Annotated in this window: 1 pseudogene and 1 riboswitch; the pseudogene reads right to left on the reverse strand. The window is 33.6% G+C overall.

The features are described 5' to 3' along the window. Nucleotides 1-216: 216 nt before the first annotated feature. Nucleotides 217-1391 (reverse strand): annotated as a pseudogene (locus JCM14822_RS18525) (cation:proton antiporter). Between the two features lie 55 nt (nucleotides 1392-1446). After that, nucleotides 1447-1529: riboswitch (Fluoride riboswitch) on the reverse strand. Nucleotides 1530-1619 lie beyond the last annotated feature (90 nt).

A 1619-nucleotide genomic window follows, 5' to 3' on the forward strand; every position in this document is an offset into this window, starting at 1 on the left:
CAACTCGTTTAATTATCTTTTTTCTAATACTTTTTATCATCATTTTCATAATAAATACAATAATTTTACAGATAAGTATTTTAAAGGATTTTCATTATTACTTAAAAAGTAGAAAAAAGGAATTACCCTTTGCAAGGCAATTCCTTCTTATAAATACTCTATTTCCCTAGTTACGTTTTTAACATATTCCCTCTATAAATGTTTTAATTTATTCATCTATTTCGTCAATAATTTCTTATAACTGGCATCTACACAAATTGCTCCAAAAGGTGCTGTGATTAAAATAGCTAATACAGCGACAGTTAAAACTTCTTGCCCACATGAAAGTCCCATACTTAATGGCACACCGCCAATGGCTGCTTGAACTGTAGCTTTAGGTGTATAAGCTAACATACAGAAAAAGCGTTCCTTCATCGTAAGTTCTGTCTTTAAAAGGGCCACAAATACACCAAGCATACGGATCAGCAGTGCACCTACTACAATGGTAATAGCTGTTACACCTGCACTTACGACATATTTTAAATCAACCGTTGCACCCACTAATACAAAGAGTATAATTTCAGTCCCTAACCAAAGCTTATTATATTTAAGGCTCATACGTTTTGCTAAATCACTATTCACTTGGCTCAGCACAATACCTAAACTCATAATGGCTAATAATCCTGAAACAGGTACAATCCCTTCTAATAACGTTTCAAGTTCTAATAGTAAAAAAGATACACTTAAAATAATCAGTACTTTAATCGTGTCACGCATATGCCATTTGCCAAAGAAGAAATTAAGGAAATACCCTACAGCCACACCAACTAAAACACCCATTATGATGGCAATAGGAATCTGCACAAAACTCATAGCTGATACACGCTCTCCTGCTGCAAGTCCTGTAAAGGCTGTAAATAAGACAATAACAAATACATCATCTACTGAAGCCCCTGCTAAAATCAGTTGTGGGATACTCTTCTTTGTCCCATACCCTTCTTCCATTAAACGGATTATTCTTGGTACGATGACTGCTGGTGAAACCGCTGCAATGACACTTCCCATAATAGCTGCATCAATAAGTCTCATATCAAATAATGTTGTCCCAATTAATACGACACTTAAGATTTCAAAGCAAGCTGGTACAAAACACATTAAAATAACTGGCCTACCTACCTTCTTTAAATCTTTTATATTGAGGGAAAATCCTGCTCTTGTAAGGATAATCACTAAAGCTATTTTTCTAAGCTCTGAAGAAATATCTAATAGCTTATTATCCAAAAGATTCAGTGCATAAGGCCCTAATATAATCCCTACTAAAATCATCCCAATTAAACTTGGTAATTTGATTTTTTTAAAACCATGCCTAATAATAGGCCTAATAAAAATACTAATGCTAAACTTGTTAACATACTACTTCCTCCTTAATTATTGTTAGTATACGCAAAAAAGCTAATAACTCCCTGAAATTTCACAGAAGTCATTAGCTTTACGCGGTTTAAGTCCATGCTTTACATGGGCTTAGGGAGCACTTCATTCCCCTAATTAAATATATTCTAACATATCTTAACGACATGTGCTAGATTATCTTAAGTTATAAATAGGATAAATATGGTAATACATTAAGCTGTATAATCCCT

Source organism: Cellulosilyticum ruminicola JCM 14822, assembly GCF_001311925.1.
In the GTDB taxonomy this organism is placed as follows: Bacteria; Bacillota; Clostridia; order Lachnospirales; family Cellulosilyticaceae; genus Cellulosilyticum; species Cellulosilyticum ruminicola.